The sequence below is a fragment of the Pseudomonas sp. LRF_L74 genome (assembly GCF_965644255.1).
In the GTDB taxonomy this organism is placed as follows: Bacteria; Pseudomonadota; Gammaproteobacteria; order Pseudomonadales; family Pseudomonadaceae; genus Aquipseudomonas.
In genome coordinates, this window is the sequence record NZ_CBFFRH010000004.1 from 357,400 (window position 1) to 378,527 (window position 21,128).

The window sequence follows — 21,128 nt, forward strand, 5'->3', positions numbered from 1 at the left end:
TCGATGCGCCGCGTCCTGCTCATCGGCCTGTGCCTGCTGCTCGGCGCCTGCGCCGCCCGTGCGCCGCTGCCAAGCCAGCCGCCAACCCTGGCCTTGCCGCTGTCGCTGCATATCCAGCGCGAGCAGGATGCCGTGCGCCAGGACTGGCTGCTGGTGGTGCAGGAAGAGCACGGGGCATTGCGCTGGTCGCTGTTCGACCCGCTCGGCATGCCCCTCTCGCGGCAACTGCTGAAAGACGGCGCATGGCACAACGACGGCCTGCTGCCGCCCAACGGCGAGGCCCGCGAGCTGTTCGCCGTGCTGCTGTTCGCCCTGACGCCCGCCGATCAACTGGCTCCTCGTTACGACGGCAAGAGCTGGGCGCAAGACGCCGATGATCGACGCCGACTTAACCCGGGCTGGCGCATCGTTTATCGTGCGCCCTCGGATTTCACCCTGGATACTCCGGCGGGCCCGCATTACCGGGTCACGCCTCTGGACTCGCAAGAAGGCTTTTGATGCCCAGTTATCTCAACGCCCTCGGCCTGCTCTGCGCCCTTGGCCAGGGCAAACAGGCCGTGGCGACTGCCCTGTTTGCCGGCGATGCCTCGGGCATGCGCGCCGAGTCGGGCTGGGTCAGCGAACACGCGCTGACCGTTGGCGCGGTGCGCGCCGAATTGCCAGCGCTACCCGTTGGCCTGCCACAGCCAGCGAGCCGCAACAACCAGATGCTGCTGGCCGCCGCCCTGCAGATCGAAGACGACATCCGCGCCGCCATCGCCCGCTACGGGGCCGGACGCATCGGCGTGATCCTCGGCACCAGCACCACCGGCATCGACGACGCCGCGCGTGGTATCGCCCGCTACGTCAACGAAGGTGAATTGCCGCCTGACTACCATTACGGCCAGCAGGAACTGGCCGCGCCAGCCGGCTTCCTGGCCGACTGGCTGGGCCTGAGCGGGCCGGTGTACAGCCAGTCCACCGCCTGCACCTCCAGCGCCCGCGCCCTGCTCAGCGCCCACCGCATGCTCCAGCAGGGGTTGTGCGACGCGGTATTGTGCGGCGGCGTGGATACCCTGTGCCGGCTGACCCTCAACGGTTTCTCGTCGCTGGAAGCGGTCGATCCAGAGCGCTGCAACCCGTTCTCGGTCAACCGCCACGGCATCAACATCGGCGAGGGCGCCGCGCTGTTCCTAATGAGCCGTGAGCGTTCGCCCATCGCCTTCCTCGGCGGCGGCGCCACCTCCGACGCCCATCATATTTCCGCGCCGCAACCCGATGGGCTTGGCGCCCAGGCCGCCATGCGCCGCGCCTTGCAAAGTGCCGGCCTGCAAGCCGGGGACATCGATTACCTGAACCTGCACGGCACCGCCACCCGGCACAACGACGCCATGGAAAGCCTGGCCGTGCGGGCGGTTTTCCCGGACGGCGTGGCCTGCTCCTCGACCAAGCCGTTGACCGGCCACACCCTCGGCGCCGCCGGCGCCCTGGAAGCGGCGTTCTGCTGGCTGACGCTCAGCCAATACAACCCCGACAGCCGCCTGCCAGCGCATTTGTGGGATGGCGAGAAACAGGACGACGTGCCGACGCTTGATCTGGTCAACGGCGATCAGCGCCTGGCCACAGGCCGGGCACGCAGGTTGATGAGCAACTCGTTCGCCTTCGGCGGCAGCAACCTCAGCCTGATCCTGGGAGATACGCCGTGATCGCGTGGCGTATCGAAGAGCTGCTGCCCCATGCCGGCGACATGCTGCTGATCGACGCGGTGCACTTCATCGATGAAGAGAACGTGCAGGCAACCGTACGCATCCGGCCCCATGGCTTGTTCAGCCAGGCAGACGGCAGCATGCCGGCCTGGGTCGGTATCGAACTGATGGCCCAGACCATCGCGGCCTACGCGGGTTATCACCTGCTCAGCGCCGGCCAGCCCATCGAGCTTGGCTTCCTGCTCGGCACCCGCAACTACCAGTGCAGCGTCGAGCGCTTTCCTGTCGATAGCGTGCTGCAACTCAAAGCCTTGCGCACCCTGGAAGACGAAAGCGGCATGGGTATGTTCGAATGCCACATCGACGCACCCGGCATCCACGCCGAAGCGCGCCTGAACGTTTTCCGCCCGCCCAATGTGGCCAGCTATCTGAAGGAACCCGAATCATGAGCGACCCGATCCTGGTCACCGGCTCGAGCCGCGGCATCGGCCGGGCCATTGCCCTGCGCCTGGCCCAGGCCGGCCATGACCTGGTACTGCACTGCCGCTCGCGCCGCGACGAAGCCGAGGCGGTGCAGGCACAGGTCCAGGCCCTCGGCCGCCAGGCGCGCATCCTCCAGTTCGATGTCTCCGACCGCGCGGCCTGCAAGGCAATCCTCGAAGCGGACATCGAGGCCCACGGTGCCTACTACGGCGTAGTGTGCAACGCCGGGTTGACCCGCGACGGCGCCTTTCCGGCCCTCTCCGAGGAGGATTGGGACCAGGTGCTGCGCACCAACCTGGATGGTTTCTACAATGTCCTGCACCCGCTGAGCATGCCGATGATCCGCCGCCGCAAACCAGGGCGCATCGTCTGCATCACCTCGGTATCCGGCCTGATCGGCAACCGTGGCCAGGTCAACTACAGCGCGTCCAAGGCCGGCATCATCGGGGCGGCCAAGGCCCTGGCCATCGAGCTGGGCAAACGCAAGATCACGGTCAACTGCGTGGCGCCGGGATTGATCGACACCGAGATTCTCGATGGCGATCTGCCGCTCGAGGAAATCCTCAAGATGATCCCGGCGGCGCGCATCGGCACCCCCGAGGAAGTGGCGGGCGCGGTGAATTTTCTGATGTCCGAGGAAGCCGGCTACATCACCCGGCAGGTCCTCGCGGTCAATGGCGGATTGTGCTGATGAGTGGATTCAAGCGGGTTGTAGTCACCGGCATGGCCGGGGTGACGTCGCTGGGTAGCGACTGGGCCAGCATCGCGGCGAACTTCCGCGCGGGCAAGAGCGGCATCCGGCGGATGCCCGAGTGGGATCGCTTCGGCGAACTCAACACCCGCCTCGGCGGGCCCATCGACGACTTCGTCCAGCCCAGCCACTGGACCCGCAAGCAGACCCGCAGCATGGGGCGGGTCTCCAAGCTGGCGGTAGCCGCCGCCGAGCGTGCCCTGGAAGATGCCGGCCTGCTCGGCGACGAGCGCATCGGCGACGGACGCATGGGCGTGTCCTGCGGCTCGTCGATCGGCAGCACCGAAGAGGTCAAGGTCTTCGGCAACATGCTGTCCACCTCGGTGGCCTCGGGCCTCAACGCCAACACCTACATCCGCATGATGCCGCACACCGCGGCAGCCAATATCAGCATCTTCTTCGGTCTCAAGGGCCGCTTGATTCCCACCTCCAGTGCCTGCACCAGTGGCAGCCAGGGCATCGGCTACGCCTATGAAGCAATCAAGTTCGGCCGCCTGCCGCTGATGCTCGCCGGCGGTGGCGACGAACTGTGCCCGACCGAAGCCATGGTCTTCGATGCGCTGTATGCCACCAGCCTGAAGAACGATACGCCCCACCTCACTCCGCGCCCCTATGACGCGGGCCGCGATGGGCTGGTGATCGGTGAGGGCGCCGGTATCCTGGTTCTCGAAGAGCTGGAACACGCCCTGGCCCGTGGCGCGCGCATCCATGCCGAGATCGTCGGCTTCGGCTGCAACGCCGACGGTGTACACGCCACCAAGCCGGAAGAGGCAACGATGCGCGGCGCAATGGAACTGGCCCTGCATGACGCGGGTCTGAGTCCCGACGCCATTGGCTACGTGAACGGTCACGGCACGGCGACCGAGCAGGGCGACGTCGCGGAAACCCGTGCCACCAACAGCCTGTTCGGCCCGAACATGCCGATCAGTTCGCAGAAGAGCTTCCTCGGCCATACCCTGGGTGCATGCGGTGCGCTGGAGTCCTGGTTCAGCATCGAGATGATGAACAGCGACAGTTATGCGCACACCCTCAACCTGGATACGATCGACCCGGCCTGCGGCCAACTGGACTACCTGCGCAGCGAGTTCCGCCCAATGAGCAACCGCTACGTGATGAACAACAACTTCGCTTTCGGCGGCGTGAACACATCCCTGATCTTCCGCCGTTGGAGCTGATTCCCCAGGACCTGCACCCATACCGCGGGCAGGTCCGCACCACCGCCAAGAAGGAGACTGGCCCCATGCTTCGCAAACTCTCTATCGCCCTGTTCGGCGTGCTGTTCCTCGGCCTTGCCGCCTGCTCTTCCAAATCCTTGCAGACCATCGAGAGTGACGTTCCGGCCAACACCGCACGCAACGAGGACGATGTCCGGGTGGCGATCCTCAGCGCCCTGGAGCGCCGCCGCTGGTCCGTGCAGCGCGCCGACCGTGGCCAGGTGTTCGCCAGCATCGCCCCACGCGGCAACATTCGCGTCGAGATCGTGATCCCCTATAGCGCCAATCATTACTCGATCCGCTACCGCGACAGTGAAGGCCTGAGCTATCGCAACGGCAAGATTCATCGCAACTACAACAATTGGGTGATCAACCTCGATCGCACCATCAAGCAGGAACTGAGCAGCCCCACCCGCTACCTGAATCGATAAAGAAGGAGACGACCATGAAAACCAAGAACTGGATCATCGCAGCATTCTGCCTCGGCGCACTGCCCGGCCTGGCCCAGGCCCGCGACACCCAACTGTTCCCTGTATTCCAGACCGCCGTGCAGGAAGCGACCGCGGCAGGCCGTCTCGACGGCAGCGTGAAGTTCTACCTGGCCGGCCAGCCGATCGGCAAGGCCAGCATCATCAGGCCCAACGTCACCACCAGCCAGAAAACCAATGCCGTGGGCAAGAGCGACGAGGAGGCATGCAACTGGGCCATGCAATCGGCGCTGATCCGCCTGCAGAACGCCGCCAAGCAGGCCGGTGCCAACGCGGTGGTGAACATCGCCAGCAACTACAAGAACATCGAGTACAAGGACCCGGCCAAGTACGAATGCCACGCCGGCGCCATCATGGCGGGCGTCGCCCTCAAGGGCGACCTGGCCAACGTCCGCTAAGGGCAGCTACAAGCAAAGGCGGCGCCTCAGCCCGAACGGGCCTGGAGCGCCGCCGCCTCTCGCGTTACCAACTCGACGAATGCCCTGGCCTGGGGCGAACGTTCGTCCTCGCGCATGACCAACCAGATGGCCGATGTCGCGCCCTCGTCCAGCAGTGTCCGGTACACCACCCCATCCACCCGCGTGCGACGGAACGATGCCGGCAGCATGGATACACCCATGCCCGCCGCCACCAGACCGATGATGGTCATCGCCTCGCTTGCCTCCTGGGCGATATGCGGTACGAAGCCGGCCCGGCTGGCCAGGTCGAGTAGCTGGTCGTTGAGCCCGGTTCGATAAGAACGCGGGAAGAATACGAAGGGCTCGCCCGCCAGGTCAGCCATCGACAGTCCCTCCTCGCTGCCCTGCGCCAGCGGGTGATCCGCGCGCATGACCGCCACCAGCGGATCACGGAACAGTTCTACCGAACGAATGTGCTCGGGCAGCACGAAGGGACGGATCACTCCGACTTGCAGGCTCCGCTCGGTCAGGCCTTCGACCACCTCGCCACTGCTGCCTTCGAGCAGGCTGAGATGGACATCCGGATAGGCCTGGCGAAAGGCGAACAGGCTGCGGGTGATGGTCGAGGTGAAAGGCGCCGAGGCCGTGAAACCGACCTTCAGCTCGCCGACCTCGCCGAGATGGGCGCGCCGGGCGAGCAGTGCCGCCCGCTCCGAGCGCTCGAGAATCTGCCGGGCCTCACCCAGAAACAGGCGCCCGGCCTCGGTCAGCGCGACCCGGCGGTTGGTGCGCTCGAAAAGGCGTGCGCCGATCTCCTCTTCCAGCGCCTGGACCTGCTGGCTCAGCGGCGGCTGGGAGATGCCCAGGGCTTCGGCAGCCCGGCCGAAATGCAGGGTTTCGGCAACCGCGACGAAGTAACGCAGATGGCGCAGCTCCATGGTTCGTCATCCAGGAATGAGTCGAAAAACCTATTAAACGTGTCGATCAATATATTGGAAATAACAAAATGCGTTCCTTATCCTTTTTCACAGTCGTTATTTCGCTTGAGGTGCGTTGTGAGCAAGGCAGTTGCAGGGACCACGTTGGAGCCAGCCGACTTCATCGAGAAAGGCACGCCGCAATTCCTGCACACCTCCCTGGCCCTGTTCGCCGGGGGCTTCGCCACCTTTGCCCTGCTCTATTGCGTGCAGCCCTTGATGCCGGTGATGTCCAGGGACTTCGGCCTCAACGCGGCGCAAAGCAGCCTGGTGCTGTCCATCTCCACCATCATGCTGGCCATCGGCCTGCTGTTCACCGGCCCGCTGTCCGACGCCCTCGGCCGCAAGCCGGTGATGGTCGTTTCGCTGATGTCGGCCGCGCTGTTCACCGTACTCGGTACGCTGGTGCCCAATTGGGAGGGTCTGCTGGTTACCCGCGCCCTGCTCGGCCTCTCGCTCAGCGGACTGGTGGCGGTGGCCATGACCTACCTCGGCGAAGAAATGGACCCGCGCTTTCTTGGCGTGGCCATGGGCCTGTATATCGGCGGCAATGCCATCGGCGGCATGGGCGGTAGGCTGATCGTGGGCGTGCTGGTGGATTTCGTCGATTGGCGCATCGCCGTCGGAGCCCTGGGAATGATCGCCTTGATCGCCGCCACGCTGTTCTGGCGCGTGCTTCCCGAGTCCCGGCATTTCCAGGCGAGCCCGCTGAACCTGCGCACCATCATCGGCAACTTCGCCCTGCACATGCGCGACGCCGGCTTGCCCTGGCTGTACCTGGAAGCCTTCCTGCTGATGGGTGGCTTCGTCACCCTCTACAACTACATCGGCTATCGCCTGCTGGACGGCCCTTACAACCTGAGCCAGGCGCTGGTCGGCCTGCTCTCGGTGGTCTATCTCTCGGGTATCTGCAGCTCGGCCTGGGCCGGCTCGCTGGCGGACCGCCTGGGCCGGCGCAAGGTGTTCTGGGCGTCGGTCAGCCTGATGCTGGCCGGTTTGCTGGTGACCTTGCTGCCACAGCTACCGGTGATCCTGCTGGGCATGGTGGCCTTCACCTTTGGCTTCTTCGCCGCCCATTCGGTGGCCAGCAGTTGGATCGGTCGCCGCGCCCTGACTGCCAAAGGCCAGGCCTCGTCGCTGTACATGTTCAGCTACTACCTGGGGTCGAGTGTGGCGGGCACCGTTGGTGGCGTGTTCTGGCACAACTTCGGCTGGCTGGGAGTGGGGCTGTTCATTGCTGCGCTGCTGGCGCTGGCACTGGCCGTGGCTCTGCACCTGAGCCGCCTGCCAGCCAAGGTCAACCCTCAATAAAATGCAAAAGCCGGGCGACTTCGCCCGGCTTGCGCGCCTTCAAACGATACTTACTTCACGATCTCGACCAGATCGACGTCCACTTCCCGGCTCATCAGGTTCTTCTCCACTTCGCCGGTGAGCTTGACCCGGGTCTTCTCGTTGAACGGCGTCGGCGGCAGGTCTTCGTCGTCGATCTCGACGGTGATGGTGCCGGTCTCGTCCTTGAATTCGTACTTGTCGTCGTTGTTGATCTTCTTGGTCACGAAGCCTTGCAGCACCACAGGCGAATCATCGGCAGCGCTGTTGGCCGCGGCAACGGTGGTGATGGTCTGCGCGCCCGGCCCGGTGTAGCTGGAGGCCAGGGCCGCGGTGCTGAACAGCGGTGCGAGTACGAGGGCGAGGTAACGGGTTTTCATGAGGCTGGTCCTTGTTTCGGTTTCGATGGGACCAGGCTATGCGCAGCGGCTGAATTGAAGCTTAATCGCGGGCTATTGCGGTTTCGACTTGAACGACGGCGATGAGGGGCGGGCGTTCAAGATGATTAACCGTCACTCCCGCGAAGGCGGGAGCCCAAATAAAAAAGCGCTTCTGGATTCCCGCCTTCGCGGGAATGACGTCCACACGCCGCGTAAAACGGTCATCACCTGGATGCCCGCTCCTGCCTCGCAGCAGTCACTCAAAGGAAACAAGCAGTTCGTAGGGTGGACAACGCGAAGCTTGTCCACCGCTTTGCGTCGCCAATGGTGGACAAAAAGAGCGTTGTCCACCCTACAAGAGCGAACGACTGCTTTTGCCTCGCAGCAGCCACTCAAAAGGAAACAAGCGGCCAGCAGATCGTCACCCGTGATACTGCGCCGAAAGCTCGTGCACCGCCTCGAAGAACGCCCCGGCATTGGCCGGATCGACTTCCGGGGTCACGCCATGGCCGAGGTTGAAAACCTGGCCCGAGCCCTTGCCGAAGCGCGCGAGAATCTGCGCCACCTCGGTGCGGATCGCCGCCGGATTGGCATACAGCACGGCGGGGTCCATGTTGCCTTGCAGGGCCACTTTGTCGCCGACCCGGGCGCGGGCATCGCCGATGTCGCAGGTCCAGTCCAGGCCCAGGGCTTCGGCCCCGGTATCGGCCATGGACTCCAGCCACAGGCCGCCGCCCTTGGTGAACAGGATCACCGGAATACGCCGCCCCTCGTGTTCGCGGATCAGGCCATCGACGATCTTCTTCATGTAGGCCAGGGAGAACTGCTGGTAAGCCGCTGCCGACAGCGCGCCGCCCCAGGAATCGAAGATCTGTACCGCCTGGGCACCCGCCAGGATCTGGCCATTGAGGTAGGTGATCACCGACTGCGCCAGCTTGTCGAGCAGCGCATGCAGGGTCTGTGGCTCGTTGTAGAGCATCGCCTTGGCCTTGCGGTAGTCGCGGCTGGAACCGCCCTCGATCATGTAGGTGGCCAGGGTCCAGGGGCTGCCGGAGAAGCCGATCAGCGGCACGCGGCCATTCAGCTCGCGACGGATGGTGCGCACGGCATCCATCACATAGCCCAGGTCCTTCTCCGCATCCGGCACCGGCAACGCTTCGACGTCGGCCAGGCTCGATACGGTCTTGTGAAAACGCGGGCCCTCGCCGGTCTCGAAGAACAGGCCCTGGCCCATGGCATCGGGAATGGTCAGGATGTCGGAGAAGAGGATCGCCGCGTCCAGATGTGGATAACGCGCCAGCGGCTGCAGGGTGACCTCGCAAGCCAGCTGCGGATTCATGCACAGGCTCATGAAGTCGCCGGCCTGGGCGCGGGTCGCGCGATACTCCGGCAAGTAACGACCGGCCTGGCGCATCATCCACACCGGCGTGACGTCCACAGGCTGCTTGAGCAGGGCGCGCAGGAAACGGTCGTTCTTCAAGGCGGTCATGGCGAGCTTCTTGTAGGCAGCGAAAAAGTGCGGGTATTTTCGCAGAGGCCAAAACAAAAGGCACGGCGAGTGCCGTGCCTTTTGTCCAGCGCGACGAAATGCCGCGCGCCGAGATCAGACGCTCAGGTAGTCGAGGATACCCTCGGCCGCGTTGCGCCCCTCGTAGATCGCCGTCACCACCAGGTCGGAACCCCGGACCATGTCGCCGCCGGCGAAGATCTTCGGGTTGCTGGTCTGGTGCTTGAAGGTGTTCTTCTCCGGTGCCACCACACGGCCCTGGCTGTCGGTCTGGATCTCGAACTGCTCGAACCAGGACGCCGGGCTCGGACGGAAGCCGAAGGCGATCAGCACGGCGTCGGCCGGGATGATTTCCTCGGAACCGGGGATCGGCTCGGGGCTGCGACGGCCACGGGCGTCCGGCTCGCCGAGACGGGTCTCGACCACCTTCACACCCTCGACCTTGCCTTCGCCGACGATGGCGATGGGCTGGCGGTTGAAGAGGAACTTCACGCCCTCTTCCTTGGCGTTCTTCACTTCCTTGCGCGAGCCCGGCATGTTCTCTTCGTCGCGGCGATAGGCACAGGTCACGGCCTTGGCGCCCTGGCGGATCGAGGTACGGTTGCAGTCCATCGCCGTGTCGCCACCGCCGAGGACCACGACCTTCTTGCCCTTCATGTCGATGAAGTCTTCCGGCTGCTTCTCGAAACCGAGGTTGCGCTTGACGTTGGCGATCAGGAAATCCAGCGCATCGGTCACGCCCGGCAGGTCTTCGCCCGGGAAACCGCCCTTCATGTAGGTGTAGGTGCCCATGCCCATGAACACGGCATCGTACTCATCCAGCAATTGCTGCATGGTCACGTCCTTGCCGATCTCGACGTTCAGGCGGAACTCGACGCCCATGCCAGTGAACACTTCACGGCGGCGGCTGAGGACACTCTTCTCCAGCTTGAACTCAGGGATGCCGAAGGTCAGCAGGCCACCGATTTCCGGGTTCTTGTCGAACACCACCGGGGTCACGCCGTTGCGGACCAGGATGTCGGCGCAGCCCAGGCCCGCCGGACCGGCACCGATCACCGCGACGCGCTTGCCGGTCGGGCGTACCTTGGACATGTCCGGACGCCAGCCCATGGCGAAGGCGGTATCGGTGATGTATTTCTCCACCGAACCGATGGTCACCGCGCCGAAGCCGTCGTTCAGGGTGCAGGCACCTTCACAGAGGCGGTCTTGCGGGCACACACGGCCGCAGACTTCCGGCAGGGTATTGGTCTGGTGGCTCAGTTCGGCAGCGGCCAGGATGTTGCCTTCCGACACCAGCTTGAGCCAGTTCGGAATGAAGTTGTGCACCGGGCACTTCCACTCGCAATACGGGTTGCCGCAACCGAGGCAACGGTGCGCCTGGTCGCTGGCCTGGGCCGGCTTGAAGGTGTCGTAGATCTCGACGAATTCCTTCTTGCGCTGGCGCAGCAGCTTCTTCTTCGGATCCTTGCGCCCAACTTCGATGAACTGGAAGTCGTTGTTCAGACGTTCAGCCATTTGGAAAACCTCATCAGGTAGCCCGAAGCTGGAAGCTTGAAGCCAGAAGCGAAGGCAGCGCTTCCGGCTTTGAGCTCATTAGCTTCCAGCTCAAGTTCTTATTGCGGATTGGCACGCGTGGACGACAGTAAGCTCTTCAGGCTCGCGGCCTTAGGCTTGACCAGCCAGAACTTGCGCAGGTAATCGTCCAGGTTCTCCAACAGCTCGGCACCCCACGCGCTGGCGGTCTCCGCGACGTACTCGGCGAGCACGCTGCGCAGGTGGCTGCGGTAGGCTTCCATCGACTCGTTGTTGATCCGCTGGATTTCCACCAGTTCGTGGTTGACCCGGTCGACGAAACCGTTGTCCTGGTCGAGCACGTAGGCGAAACCACCGGTCATGCCGGAGCCGAAGTTGATCCCGGTCTTGCCCAGTACGCAGATGAAACCGCCGGTCATGTACTCGCAGCAGTGGTCACCAGTGCCCTCGACCACCGCGTGAGCGCCGGAGTTACGCACCCCGAAGCGCTCGCCCGCGGTACCGGCGGCGAACAGCTTGCCGCCAGTGGCGCCGTACAGGCAGGTGTTGCCAATGATGGCCGACTCCTGGGTCTTGAACGGGCTGCCGGCTGGCGGAACGATGACCAGCTTGCCGCCGGTCATGCCCTTGCCGACGTAGTCGTTGGCGTCGCCTTGCAACAGCAGGTTGAGACCGCCGGCGTTCCACACGCCGAAGCTCTGGCCCGCCGTGCCCTTGAAGCGGAAGGTGATCGGCGCATCCTTCATGCCCTGGTTGCCGTGGACCTTGGCGATCTCGCCGGAAATCCGCGCGCCGATGGAGCGGTCGCAGTTGCAGATATCCAGTTCGTATTCGCCACCGCTCTTGGCGACGATCGCCGCCTTGGCTATCTCGACCATTTTCTCGGCGAGCAGGCCCTGGTCGAACGGCGGGTTGCGCTCGACACCACAGAATTGCGGCTTCTCGGCAGGCACGTGGGAGCTGCCAAGCAACGGCGACAGGTCGAGGTGTTTCTGTTTCTCGGTTTCGCCGGGCAGCATTTCCAGCAGGTCGGTACGGCCGATCAGGTCACGCAGGCTGCGTACACCGAGCTTGGCCAGCCACTCGCGGGTTTCCTCGGCGATGTAGGTGAAGAAGTTCACCACCATGTCGACAGTGCCGATGTAGTGGTCCTTGCGCAACTTCTCGTTCTGCGTGGCCACGCCAGTGGCGCAGTTGTTCAGGTGGCAGATGCGCAGGTACTTGCAGCCCAGGGCGATCATCGGCGCGGTGCCGAAACCGAAGCTCTCGGCGCCGAGGATGGCCGCCTTGATCACGTCCAGGCCGGTCTTCAGACCACCGTCGGTCTGCACCCGGACCTTGCCGCGCAGGTCGTTGCCGCGCAGGGTCTGGTGGGTTTCGGCGAGGCCGAGCTCCCAGGGCGAACCGGCATACTTGATCGAGGTCAGCGGCGACGCGCCGGTGCCACCGTCGTAGCCGGAGATGGTGATCAGGTCGGCATAGGCCTTGGCCACACCGGCGGCGATGGTGCCGACGCCGGCTTCCGCCACCAGCTTCACCGAGACCAGCGCCTGCGGGTTGACCTGCTTGAGGTCGAAGATCAGTTGCGACAGGTCTTCGATGGAGTAGATGTCATGGTGCGGTGGCGGCGAAATCAGGGTCACGCCCGGCACCGCGTAACGCAGCTTGGCGATCAGGCCGTTGACCTTGCCACCCGGCAACTGGCCGCCTTCGCCAGGCTTGGCGCCCTGGGCGACCTTGATCTGCAGCACTTCGGCATTGACCAGGTATTCCGGCGTGACACCGAAACGGCCAGTCGCGACCTGCTTGATCTTGGAGCTGCGGATGGTGCCGTAGCGCGACGGGTCTTCACCGCCCTCGCCGGAGTTGGAGCGCCCGCCCAGGCGGTTCATCGCCTCGGCCAATGCCTCGTGGGCTTCCGGCGACAATGCGCCAAGGGAGATACCCGCCGCGTCGAAACGCTTGAAGATGTCTTGCAGCGGCTCGACTTCATCCAGGCTCAGCGGTTGCCCGGCCAGCTTGACGCCAAGCAGGTCGCGCAGCATCGACACCGGGCGCTTGTCGACCAGCGCGGTGTACTCCTTGAATTTCTCGTAGTTGCCTTGTTGCACCGCCGCCTGCAGGGTGTTGACCACGTCCGGGTTGTAGGCGTGGTACTCGCCGCCGTAGACGAACTTGAGCAGGCCGCCCTGCTGGATCGGCTTGCGCTGGCTCCAGGCTTCGCCGGCGAGCAGCTTCTGCTCGTTCTCGATATCGACGAAACGCGCGCCTTTCAGGCGGCTGGCCACGCCACGGAAGCTGAGCTCGCAGACTTCCTCGGACAGGCCGACGGCCTCGAACAGTTGCGCGCCGCGATAGGAGGCGATGGTAGAGATACCCATCTTCGACAGGATCTTCAGTAGGCCCTTGGAAATGCCCTTGCGGTAGTGCTTGAACACTTCGTAGAGGTCGCCCAGCACTTCGCCGGTGCGGATCAGGTCGCCGAGCACCTCGTAGGCGAGGAACGGGTAGACCGCCGAGGCGCCGAAGCCGAGCAGCACCGCATAGTGGTGCGGGTCGCGGGCGGTGGCGGTCTCGACCAGGATATTGCAGTCGCAGCGCAGGCCTTTCTCGGTCAGGCGATGGTGCACGGCACCGGTCACCAGCGAAGCGTGGGCCGGCAGCTTGCCGGGGGCGATGTGACGGTCGCTAAGTACCAGTTGGGTCTTGCCGGAACGTACCGCTTCCTCGGCCTGGTCGGCCATGTTGCGTACGGCGGCTTCCAGGCCGATCGACTCCTCGTAGTTGAGGTCGATGATGGCGCGCTCGAAGCCCGGACGCTCCAGGGTCATCAGGGTGCGCCACTTGGCCGGCGAGATCACTGGCGAGCTGAGGATCACCCGCGAAGCGTGCTCGGGCGACTCTTCGAAAATGTTGCGCTCGGCCCCGAGGCAGATTTCCAGCGACATGACGATGGATTCGCGCAGCGGGTCGATCGGCGGGTTGGTGACCTGGGCGAACTGCTGGCGGAAGTAGTCGTATGGCGAACGAATGCGTTGCGAGAGGATCGCCATCGGCGTGTCGTCGCCCATCGAGCCGACCGCTTCCTGGCCCTGCTCACCCAGCGGACGCAACACCTGATCGCGCTCCTCGAAGGTGACCTGGTACATCTTCATGTACTGCTTGAGTTGGTCGCTGTCGTAGAAGGCCGAGCCGTGGTCGTTGTCTTCCATGGTCGCCTGGATACGCAGGGCATTCTTGCGCAGCCATTGCTTGTAGGGGTGACGCGACTTCAGGCGGTTGTCGATGTCGTCGGTGGTCAGCACCTGGCCGGTTTCGGTATCCACCGACAGGATCTGCCCAGGCCCGACGCGGCCCTTGGCCAGGACGTCTTCCGGCTTGTAGTCCCACACGCCGATTTCCGACGCGAGGGTGATGTAGCCGTTCTTGGTGGTGACCCAGCGCGCCGGGCGCAGGCCGTTACGGTCGAGCAGGCACACCGCGTGGCGACCGTCGGTCAGTACCACGCCAGCCGGGCCATCCCAAGGCTCCATGTGCATGGAGTTGAATTCGTAGAACGCACGCAGGTCGGCGTCCATGGTCTCGACGTTCTGCCACGCTGGCGGAATCAGCATGCGCACGCCACGGAACAGGTCGATGCCGCCAGTGACCATCAGTTCGAGCATGTTGTCCATGCTCGACGAGTCGGAACCGACGCGGTTGACCAGCGGGCCGAGTTCTTCGAGATCGGGGATCAGTTCGTTGGCGAACTTGGTGCGCCGCGCCTGGGCCCAATTGCGGTTGCCGGTGATGGTGTTGATCTCGCCATTGTGGGCGAGGAGCCGGAACGGCTGGGCCAGCGGCCACTTCGGCAAGGTGTTGGTCGAGAAGCGCTGGTGGAATACGCAGATGGCGGTCTGCAGACGCTCGTCACCCAGGTCCGGGTAGAACTGCTGCAGATCGCGCGGCATCATCAGGCCTTTATAGATGATGGTCTTGTGCGAAAAGCTGCAGATGTAGTGGTTGGCGTCCTCGGCGTTGGCCACGGAGGAACGGCGACGGGCGCTGAACAGCTTGATCGCGAAGTCCTGGTCGCTCAGGCCTTCGCCGCCAATGAACACCTGCTCAATCTGCGGCAGGCGCTCCAGGGCCAGCTGGCCGAGGACACTGGTATCGATCGGCACCTTGCGCCAGCCGACCAGGGTCAGGCCAGCGGCGAGGATTTCGCGATTCATGTTTTCGCGGGCGACATCCGCCTTGCCGTTGTCCTGGTTGAGGAAGACCATGCCGACGGCGTATTGCGCCGGCAGATCGACGCCAAAATGCGCCTTGGCCACGGCGCGCAGGAACAGGTCCGGCTTCTGAATCAGCAGACCACAACCGTCACCGGTCTTGCCGTCGGCGTTGATACCGCCACGGTGGGTCATGCAAGTCAGCGCTTCAATGGCGGTCTGCAGCAAATGGTGGCTCGCCTCGCCCTGCATGTGGGCGATCAAACCGAAGCCGCAGTTATCCTTGAACTCTTCAGGATGGTACAGACCTGCTTTCATAGGGACTCTCACCAGGCTGCCTTTTAAGAAAGGCTAATTGCTTTAATTTCATCGACTTGACTAACCATGCGCGCACGCCACTCAGGGCCTGAGGCAGGCAAAGGGCGGCCATTGTACATAGCGACCCTGCCACCAACAAACCGGAAACGACGTTTTATTGAATTTTTATGTCGCGCTGATGAAAGGTTATAAGCAATTCCCCATGATAATTCCAGCCCCTTTCGAAGGCCTTTTCATCATCCTCGCTGCCGAATAGCGCACGCTAGACGCGGCCAAGCCTGGCTAGGCGGACATGAATGGGCCTGCCATTCGTCCGTATCCATGCCTGGGGAATCGACCCAAGGGTCTGGCGAGCAGCCGTGCAGTCCCCACGAGACCGCACGAGCGATGATGAATCAGCGAACCTGTGCCGCTTCCTGCTTGATGCTGGCGAAGGTTCTCGGCCAGGGCTTGCCTGCCTGAACACTGGCAGGCAGCGTCTTTATCGCAGCCTGGGCCGCAGTCCGCGAAGAAAAGGAGCCGTAGGTAACGACGTACAAAGGCTGCCCCTGAAGCAGTTTCTTGAAGTAGCGGTACTCACCGCCATTCTTGCTGACGAAGGCCTGGGCCGCGCTTTCCGAACGCGTACCGAGAATCTGCAGGGCAAAGCTAGCACCAGGCTGCGCTGCATACCAGGCCATTCCGGCTGCTGGCGCCGCCTTCGCCACCGTCGGAGCAGGTGGTTTTACCGCCGGCACAGGCTTCGCCGCAACGGGCGCGGCAACGGGTTTGGCCGGAACAGTTGGCGCGGGCGTCGGCTTGCTCGCAACGGCGGGCACCTCATGCACCGGCGGCGCAACCGGAGCGATTGTAGTGACAGGCGTGGGATTGACCACTGGTACGGCAGGCGGATTTACGCTGGCTGCGGCCCCGGACTCCTCACCCTCAGCCATACCCGAAGCCTGGGCCAGCGGCTCACGAATCACCGGCTGCGCCTGCCCCACCAATGGCAGCGGCAGTGGCTGGCTCGAACCGGCAAACTCGATGGCGGTCCCCTCTTGCGCCTTGGCAGCATCAGTTACTTCGTTCGGCTTCGCTGGACTGGCCGCCTCGGGAGGTTGCGCTGCCGTCGTTTCCTCATGAGTGGCATCCTTGCGCCCCTGCATGAACCAGGCTGCCCCCAGGGCCAGTAACACCACGGCGGCGGCGATCACATGCTTCTTAGGCACTCCAGCCTTGCGCGCCCCGCCCGTGGAGGCACCACGGCGAGCCATCATGCCTTCGACGAGCACATCCCGCGCCGCCTGGTTGATCAGCCCCGGCCAACCTTCCGCGGTGAGATGAATGTCGCTGATCTGCTCGTCGCTGAGCAGCTCGATACCCTGGCCGGCACCGTCCAGGCGCTGCGCCAGGTATTCGCGGGTTTCATCTTCGCTATACGGCTGCAGCTCGATGGGGTGGAAACGCTCCTCTCCGTCGGCGAGCAGTTCGAGACGCGGCAGCAACTCGGGCTCAGCGAACAGGAACACATGCGCGCGAGCCTGCCCATCGCCAATCGCCAGGCTGAACAGCGCATCGAGTGCGCTATCCGCCAGTTGTTCGGCATCATCGATCAGCAGATAGACTTCCTGTCCCGTGATTGCAAGCTCGGCAATCTGCGCCTGGATCGAACGTGCATCCGCCTGCTGGATACCCAGCCCCTGGGCAACCTGGCGCTGAATGCTCACCGCATCGCTCGCCCCACGCGCCGAGGCCACGACGCTGAGCACGGACTGTTTGTTGGTACTGGCGACCAGCGCCTGACGAAGCAAAGTCTTGCCGCTGCCTTTGGGGCCGGTCACCACCAACAGCAGCTGACTGTAACGCGCCAGGTGGTGAAGCTGCCCCAGAACCGGCTTGCGCTGGGCCGGGAAGAATCGGAAGCCAGGGACACGCGCCGCGAACGGATCGTGACTGAACTGATAGTGGCCGAGAAAGGCCTCATCGGCATGCAGACTGGTCATTGAGCTCTCTGATCTAGGCGCGCCACAAGCGCTTGATAATCGGTTTCCAGGGTTTCATCGAGGATGCGCCGCTCGAATGCGTCGGTGACGACCGCCTCGCCCATGCCCTTGAGCAGGACCAGACGCATGCGTCCATCCAGGACTTTCTTGTCCACCACCATGTGTTCGAGAAAGTCCTTGGCCGACATCTCCAGCGGTGGCACAACCGGCAGACCGGCATCGCGCAACAGGCGAATACCACGGTCACGCTCAGCCTCGCTGATCCAACCCAGACCTGCTGACATCTGTAACGCCATGACGGTTCCCGCCGACACCGCCTCGCCATGCAACCAAACGCCATAGCCCATGTGTGTCTCGATGGCATGGCCGAAGGTATGGCCCAGGTTGAGCGTCGCCCGGATACCGGACTCACGCTCGTCAGTGCCAACTACCCGCGCCTTGGCCGAACAGGAACGCTCGATGGCCTGGACCAGCAGATTTTCGTCCAGAGCCCGCAAACCACCCATGTTCGCCTCGAGCCAGTCGAGGAAGGGCGCATCGCAAATCAAACCGTACTTGATAACCTCCGCCAGCCCGGCCGATAACTCGCGGGGCGGCAGGCTGCCTAGCACTGTCACGTCGATCAGCACGGCCTTGGGCTGATAGAACGCCCCGACCATGTTCTTGCCGAGCGGATGATTGATCCCGGTCTTGCCGCCAACGGAGGAATCCACCTGGGACAGCAGCGTGGTAGGAACCTGAATGAAGTCGACACCGCGCTGGTAACAGGCTGCGGCAAAGCCAGCCATATCACCGATCACCCCCCCACCAAGGGCAACTACGGTGGTACGACGATCATGACGAGCCTTCAACAAACCATCGAAGATCAGTTGCAGTGTTTCCCAGTTTTTGTAGGACTCGCCATCCGGCAATACGATGGTAGCCACCTGGCGATCCGCGAAAACTGCTTTGATGCGCTCAAGATAGAGCGGCGCAACAGTCTCATTGGTAACGATGGCGACCTGCCGCCCGGCGAGATGGGGAACGAAGAGTTCCGCGCGATCCAGCAGGTTGGAACCGATATGGATGGGGTAACTACGATCCCCCAGTGCGACTGTGAGCGTCTGCATGAAGCCCCCGCTAATGAAAGGGCCATAGAATAACGCAGTTGAGGATCGCCGGTCAGAACTGCCTTAACGAGGAACCAAAATCTCCAGGCGATCCATGATCTCCTGGACCACCATGCGCGGTGGACGCTCGTCGGTCTTGATGACGATATCGGCGATTTCTCGATAGAGCGGATCGCGAATTTCCATCAGGCCTTTCAGTACCTGTCCCGGATTCGGATTGCGCAGCAGCGGACGATTCTTGTCACGCGCAGTGCGATCGATTTGCTGCTCGACCGACGCATGCAGGTAGATGACACGCCCGCCCTTGCGCAAGGCCTGGCGATTCTGCTCGCGTAGAACAACACCGCCACCAGTAGCGATGACGACGCCATCCATATGACACAGATCGGCTATTGCAGCCTGCTCACGCTCGCGAAAACCTTGCTCGCCTTCGACATCGAAGATCCAGGGGATGTCCGCCCCGGTACGTTGCTCGATTTCCTTGTCCGAATCCCTGAACTGCAACTTCAATTCTTTGGCCAACAAACGCCCGATGGTGCTCTTGCCAGCCCCCATCGGGCCTACCAGTATCAGATTACGCACAACATCAACGACTCACAGCGATAGCCTGGCTGTTGATGATACGCGGAGTCAGGAAGATAAGCAGCTCTTCCTTCTCGTCCTGAACGGTGTCCTGGCGGAACAGGCGCCCCAGGTACGGCAGGTCGCCGAGGAACGGCACCTTCGACGTCGACTTGGTCTGGGTGTTGCTGAACACACCGCCGAGAACGATGGTCTCGCCATCGTTGATCAGCACCTTGGCATTGACCTCGTTGGTATCGATGCTTGGCGTACCGTTGACGGCATCCTGGAAGTTCGCCTGATCCTTGTTGACCTTGACCTCCATGATGATGCGGTTGTCAGGCGTGATCTGCGGGGTCACTTCAAGCGACAGTGCGGCCTCCACGAAGGAAACACTGGTCGCACCGCTGGAGCTGGATTCCTGGTAAGGAATTTTCGAGCCACGCAGGATCTTGGCGGTTTCCTTGTCGGAGGTCACGACCTTGGGCTGGGAGATAATCTCGCCATTACCCGTGCTTTCCATCGCCGTGAGCTGCAGATCGAGCATGACGTTGTCGGTCAGGAAGCCGATACCGATACCCGATGTCGCGTTACTGGCGGCAAGGTCAACGAACGGCGTCGACGCCGTACCATCGGTTGCAGTCCAGTCGCCTACGGTATCGGTTCCAGGGAAATAGACCGTGCCGTCGTCATCTACGGTACGCGTACCTGACTGGCCACCGTAGGTGGACCACTTGCCACTGCTGCTGGTCGCCGCACCACCCCAGCGAACCCCCAGGCTCTTGTTATAGCCAACGGTGGCCTCGACGATGCGCGCCTCGATCATGACCTGGCGTACCGGGATATCGAGCTGAGCAACGATGCGCCGCAGTTCGTCAAGGGCCTCCTGGGTCTGGTAAGCGATGATGCTGTTGGTACGGTCATCGACCGTGATCGAGCCACGCTGAACCTGCTGGGCCGCTGTCGAGGCCTGCTGGCCAGTAGTGGCATTCCCACCCGAGACCGAGCTGAACAGTGCAGCGATGTCAGAGGCCTTGGCGTAGTTGACCTGAATCAGCTCACGACGCAGCGGCGCCAACTCGGCAATCTGCTTCTTGGACTCCAGTTCCTGACGCTCACGGGCAGCAATCTCATCAGCCGGAGCGACCAGCAGGACGTTGCCAACCTTGCGCTTGTCGAGACCGCGCGTCTTCAGTACCAGATCCAGCGCCTGGTCCCACGGCACGTTCTGCAGACGCAGGGTGATATTGCCCTGCACAGTGTCGCTCGCTACCAGGTTGAGATCGGTAAAGTCGGCAATAAGCTGCAGCACCGAACGCACATCGATATCCTGGAAGTTCAGCGAAAGTTTTTCACCCGAATAGGCAAAACGCTCTTTCTTCTTGTTCTCCACGTCATCCTGGGACAACGGCTTGACACTGACGGTCAGCTTGTTGTCTGCCTGGTAGACCAGATAATCGTAGAAACCGGTTGGCTCGATGAAGATAGTCGCCTTGTCCGACTGGGCACTGGTGCTGACGAATTGCACTGGAGTGGCGAAATCCTTCACGTCCAGCTTGGCACGCAGACTCTCCGGAACCTGGGTCTTGTTGAAATCCAGGCGGATCTTGCCGCCCTGTTCCTGGATATCAGGGCTCACCGAAGCGTCGGACAATTCGATGACGACGTTACCCTCGCCACCCTGCCCACGCTGGAAGTCGACGCCCTTGATGGCACGACCGGAAGACACCGCCGCGACCGGCGCACTCTGTACTTGCGAGGGAGTGGTGAACGCGCTTGTAGTGGCCGCACCATCGCCGACGACCACGACGATATTGTTGCCTTCCGCCCTCGTGCTATAGGGCACCAGGGTCGAGAGATTCACGATGAGGCGGGTACGATCCTTGGCCTCGACGACGGTAACGCTACGGGCGTTGCCGACACCCAGCTCGCGATTCTTGGTGCCAAGCTTGTTGGAAACCCCCGGCAGGTCCAGGGCGATCCGGGCAGGCTGCTCGATGGTGTAGCCCTTGGGCGCAGATATCGGCTGATCGAAGGCGAGCCGGAGCTCGACCTTGCCTCCCGGCAGGGCTGCAACATCCAGTTTCTGCAGGTTCGCCGCCAGCAGCGCAGGCGCGAACAGCGTAGCAACGATTGAAATTCCGAAACGCGCCAGAGAGCTATTCATCACCCTATTCCATTGTGCAGATCTGTTTTTTGATT

Annotated in this window: 17 protein-coding genes; 8 read left to right on the top strand and 9 right to left on the bottom strand. The window is 63.0% G+C overall.

Features of this window, described 5'->3' with window-relative positions; all coding sequences use genetic code 11:
- Positions 1-3: 3 nt before the first annotated feature.
- The 7 genes from ACSZPK_RS12995 to ACSZPK_RS13025 all read left to right on the top strand — a co-directional run bounded on the left by ACSZPK_RS12995 (position 4) and on the right by ACSZPK_RS13025 (position 5,019).
- The gene (locus tag ACSZPK_RS12995) at positions 4-498 is read left to right on the top strand and encodes a hypothetical protein (protein ID WP_437881884.1); all 495 of its coding nucleotides are present in this window, start codon (positions 4-6) and stop codon (positions 496-498) included.
- Positions 498-1,685, top strand: a complete 1,188-nt coding sequence (locus tag ACSZPK_RS13000; protein WP_437881885.1) for a beta-ketoacyl-[acyl-carrier-protein] synthase family protein — start codon at positions 498-500, stop codon at positions 1,683-1,685. The genes ACSZPK_RS12995 and ACSZPK_RS13000 overlap by 1 nt, the downstream gene beginning before the upstream one ends.
- Complete coding sequence (locus ACSZPK_RS13005; protein ID WP_437881886.1) at positions 1,682-2,134, top strand: ApeP family dehydratase; 453 nt, start codon at positions 1,682-1,684, stop codon at positions 2,132-2,134. Before ACSZPK_RS13000 ends, ACSZPK_RS13005 begins: the two co-directional genes overlap by 4 nt.
- Complete coding sequence (fabG, locus tag ACSZPK_RS13010) at positions 2,131-2,859, top strand: 3-oxoacyl-ACP reductase FabG (RefSeq protein ID WP_437881887.1); 729 nt, start codon at positions 2,131-2,133, stop codon at positions 2,857-2,859. The genes ACSZPK_RS13005 and fabG overlap by 4 nt, the downstream gene beginning before the upstream one ends.
- Positions 2,859-4,094, top strand: a complete 1,236-nt coding sequence (locus ACSZPK_RS13015) for a beta-ketoacyl-ACP synthase (protein ID WP_437881888.1) — start codon at positions 2,859-2,861, stop codon at positions 4,092-4,094. The genes fabG and ACSZPK_RS13015 overlap by 1 nt, the downstream gene beginning before the upstream one ends.
- A gap of 65 nt (positions 4,095-4,159) precedes the next feature.
- A complete protein-coding gene (locus tag ACSZPK_RS13020; protein ID WP_437881889.1) occupies positions 4,160-4,564 on the top strand; it encodes a hypothetical protein in 405 nt (134 codons plus the stop codon).
- 14 nt (positions 4,565-4,578) lie between these two features.
- Positions 4,579-5,019 (top strand): excinuclease, encoded by a 441-nt coding sequence (locus ACSZPK_RS13025; RefSeq protein WP_437881890.1) that lies wholly within the window; start codon positions 4,579-4,581, stop codon positions 5,017-5,019.
- Between the two features lie 26 nt (positions 5,020-5,045).
- Here ACSZPK_RS13025 and ACSZPK_RS13030 read toward each other — a convergent pair whose 3' ends face one another.
- Complete coding sequence (locus ACSZPK_RS13030) at positions 5,046-5,957, bottom strand: LysR family transcriptional regulator (RefSeq protein WP_437881891.1); 912 nt, start codon at positions 5,955-5,957, stop codon at positions 5,046-5,048.
- 117 nt (positions 5,958-6,074) lie between these two features.
- On the opposite strand from ACSZPK_RS13030, the gene ACSZPK_RS13035 reads away from it, so the two are divergent.
- A complete protein-coding gene (locus ACSZPK_RS13035) occupies positions 6,075-7,307 on the top strand; it encodes an MFS transporter (RefSeq protein ID WP_437881892.1) in 1,233 nt (410 codons plus the stop codon).
- Positions 7,308-7,357: 50 nt separating this feature from the next.
- On the opposite strand, the gene ACSZPK_RS13040 is transcribed toward ACSZPK_RS13035, so the two are convergent.
- The 8 genes from ACSZPK_RS13040 to pilQ all read right to left on the bottom strand — a co-directional run bounded on the left by ACSZPK_RS13040 (position 7,358) and on the right by pilQ (position 21,093).
- On the bottom strand, positions 7,358-7,705 hold the full coding sequence (locus tag ACSZPK_RS13040; protein ID WP_437881893.1) for a YgiW/YdeI family stress tolerance OB fold protein: 348 nt from the start codon (positions 7,703-7,705) through the stop codon (positions 7,358-7,360).
- Positions 7,706-8,126: 421 nt separating this feature from the next.
- Positions 8,127-9,194: a uroporphyrinogen decarboxylase gene (gene hemE, locus ACSZPK_RS13045; protein ID WP_437881894.1), complete on the bottom strand. Its 1,068-nt coding sequence runs from the start codon at positions 9,192-9,194 to the stop codon at positions 8,127-8,129.
- Between the two features lie 114 nt (positions 9,195-9,308).
- Entirely contained in the window at positions 9,309-10,727 is a 1,419-nt protein-coding gene (locus ACSZPK_RS13050; RefSeq protein WP_437881895.1) for an FAD-dependent oxidoreductase, read from the bottom strand.
- A 98-nt stretch (positions 10,728-10,825) separates the two neighbouring features.
- Positions 10,826-15,274, bottom strand: a complete 4,449-nt coding sequence (gene gltB, locus ACSZPK_RS13055; RefSeq protein ID WP_437881896.1) for a glutamate synthase large subunit — start codon at positions 15,272-15,274, stop codon at positions 10,826-10,828.
- Positions 15,275-15,669: 395 nt separating this feature from the next.
- Entirely contained in the window at positions 15,670-17,256 is a 1,587-nt protein-coding gene (locus tag ACSZPK_RS13060; protein ID WP_437881897.1) for an SPOR domain-containing protein, read from the bottom strand.
- Entirely contained in the window at positions 17,253-18,365 is a 1,113-nt protein-coding gene (gene aroB / locus ACSZPK_RS13065) for a 3-dehydroquinate synthase (protein WP_437881898.1), read from the bottom strand. The genes ACSZPK_RS13060 and aroB overlap by 4 nt, the downstream gene beginning before the upstream one ends.
- Positions 18,366-18,428: 63 nt before the next feature.
- Positions 18,429-18,947, bottom strand: coding sequence for a shikimate kinase AroK (aroK, locus tag ACSZPK_RS13070; protein WP_437881899.1), 519 nt, complete (start codon positions 18,945-18,947; stop codon positions 18,429-18,431).
- A gap of 4 nt (positions 18,948-18,951) precedes the next feature.
- Positions 18,952-21,093 (bottom strand): type IV pilus secretin PilQ, encoded by a 2,142-nt coding sequence (pilQ, locus tag ACSZPK_RS13075; RefSeq protein WP_437881900.1) that lies wholly within the window; start codon positions 21,091-21,093, stop codon positions 18,952-18,954.
- Positions 21,094-21,128: the final 35 nt, after the last annotated feature.